This is a genomic window from Archangium sp. (genome assembly GCF_036388035.1).
Classification (GTDB): Bacteria; Myxococcota; Myxococcia; order Myxococcales; family Myxococcaceae; genus Archangium.
Window position 1 is genome coordinate 1 of record NZ_DASVSO010000636.1, and the last position, 2,005, is coordinate 2,005.

2 protein-coding genes and 1 pseudogene are annotated in these 2,005 nt (G+C 68.6%); 2 read left to right on the forward strand and 1 reads right to left on the reverse strand.

Going from position 1 to position 2,005, the window contains the following annotated elements:
- Window positions 1-330: pseudogene (locus VF697_RS26095) on the reverse strand (kelch repeat-containing protein); the annotation flags it as partial.
- A gap of 238 nt (window positions 331-568) precedes the next feature.
- Between VF697_RS26095 and VF697_RS26100 the strand changes: the two are divergent.
- Together VF697_RS26100 and VF697_RS26105 are read left to right on the forward strand one after the other, a co-directional pair.
- Entirely contained in the window at window positions 569-1,447 is an 879-nt protein-coding gene (locus tag VF697_RS26100; RefSeq protein ID WP_331099428.1) for a DUF2381 family protein, read from the forward strand.
- 12 nt (window positions 1,448-1,459) lie between these two features.
- Window positions 1,460-2,005: protein kinase domain-containing protein (locus VF697_RS26105; protein WP_331099429.1), on the forward strand; the 546-nt coding region annotated here is incomplete at its 3' end.

The following is a 2,005-nucleotide window of genomic DNA, read 5'->3' on the forward strand; positions in this document are numbered from 1 at the left end:
CGAGTACTTGTTCGTGTAGCTGACGGCGACGCCCTGCTCGTTCGCGGCGATCGACACGCGGGTGGGCGAGTACGAGCCGGGGAGCGTCACGCTCGCGCTGCTCCACGGGCACGAGGCGGAGGCCAGCCGGGTGATGACGGGCTCGTACCGGGGCGGGAGCGTGGACGCATTCTCCTGGGAGGTGACGGTGAAGGTGCATCCCCGCGAGACGGCGGTGGTCAGCGCGGAGGCCCGCGTGACGAGCTCGGGCGCGTTCTGGGGGCTGGTTCCACCACAGGCCTGTGCCAGGAGGGAGGCGGAGACGAGGGCTGCGAGTTTCACGGTTCGCATGCGTTGGGGTTCCTTGTCGGGAAGTGCGCCCACGGTCGCGGCGCTCTCGTACCGTATTGGGTTTTTCCAAGGAATTCAGCGCTTCCCGGGTGGGAACTGCCATTCCATTTTCTCGGAGACCGAGAGGCGATGGCCGACGCCGCCCCCTGCGGAGCGAGTCATTTGCGGCGGAGGGGCGGCTCGCTACTGCGGAGGACAAGCACACGTCTGCTAGGGTGGACTCCGGAGGTATTCCACCTTGGTACGACTTCTCCCGTGGCTACCGCTCATCCTCCTGACGGGGGCTTCGGCGGCAGCCCAGCCACAACCCCCCATCCGCGAGCAGCAGCAACGGCAAGTCGTCGTCTCTGGCAGCGCCAGTGAGCCGGTGGTGGAGCTGCGGGTGGCGGCCAAGGTCACCACCTACCTGCGCTTCAATGCCCCCATCGACAGGGCCTCGGTGGAGGTGGAGGGGCGGGCGCCACGCTTCCGGCTGGTGGACCCGGGCGAGTACACCCTCGCCCTCGAGCTGGCGGTCGAGCCGGGCCCTGGAGAGAAGCTGGGCGTGCGGGTGCGCTACAAGGAGGGCGGCACCCCGGCGTATGCCACCTTCGCGCTCGTCTCCCACCCCACGCTGGTGGACAAGGAGGTGGAGGTGGTGCGCCGTCTACGCACTCCCGAGGTATTGGAGGCCGCGCTGGCGGAGAAGGAAGCGGAAGTCGCGGCCCTCAAGGCCGTGAGCGGGCCTGCTGGCTTCGTTTTCTCAGGCCGGCTCAACCTGGAGGGAGTGAAGGCCCGCCCCTTTGAGCAGCCCTCCACTGACACTCAGAATGGGCTGAAAGTGGTGAGGGGTGAGGGGTATCGCGCTGGGTCTTGGGCACTCGCCGTTGTCCGTGTGCGCAACCTTCCGGGGCAAAAGCCCTGGGAGCCCGGGGCGGCGCGGCTCACCCGCCTGGACGGCACCCCCGTGAAGGTGCGCTCCGTGGAGATGAACAAGGCGCAGCTCGCGCCCGGTGAGGAGGGCCTCGTGGCGGTGGAGACGGGGGCGCCCACCTGGACGGCCGACGACATCCTGCGCCTGGAACTGCTCGACAAGGGCGGCAGCCGGGGTCTCCCCATCCTCGACGTGGTGCTCTAGGAGGACCAGCCCATGACGGAAGCCTTGCACCCGGACCACCTCCAACCCGGTCATACCGTGGGGGCCTGGCGCATCGTGCAGGTGCTGGGCGGTGGAGGCTCCTCCCGCGTCTTCAAGGTGGAGCGCGAGGGCGTTTTCTACTCCATGAAGATGGCGCTGCGTCCCCTCTCCGACTCCCGGGAAGAGCTTCCCGAGGCGGAGTATGTGGAGGAGAGGAGCGCCTACCGCAAGCTGGCGCGCGAGGCGGCGGCGCTCTTCATCTACGCCTCCCACCCCAATCTGCTGCGCTTGTACGCGGTGGACTCCTGGCCCAACCCCACCAAGGGCTACCCCTTCCTCGTCACCGACTTCGTGGACGGGGACTCCTGGCACGACTGGCGCTGGAGGACGCACCACGACGCCGCCCGGCTGGTGGACACCTTCAGCGACGTGGTGCGCACCGTGGGGGTGTTGCACTCGCGCGGCGTGTACCACCGGGACTTGAAGGCGGAGAACCTCCTCATCCGCCGCGAGGACGGCAGGCCCTTCCTCATCGACTTCGGCACCGCGCGCCTGCCG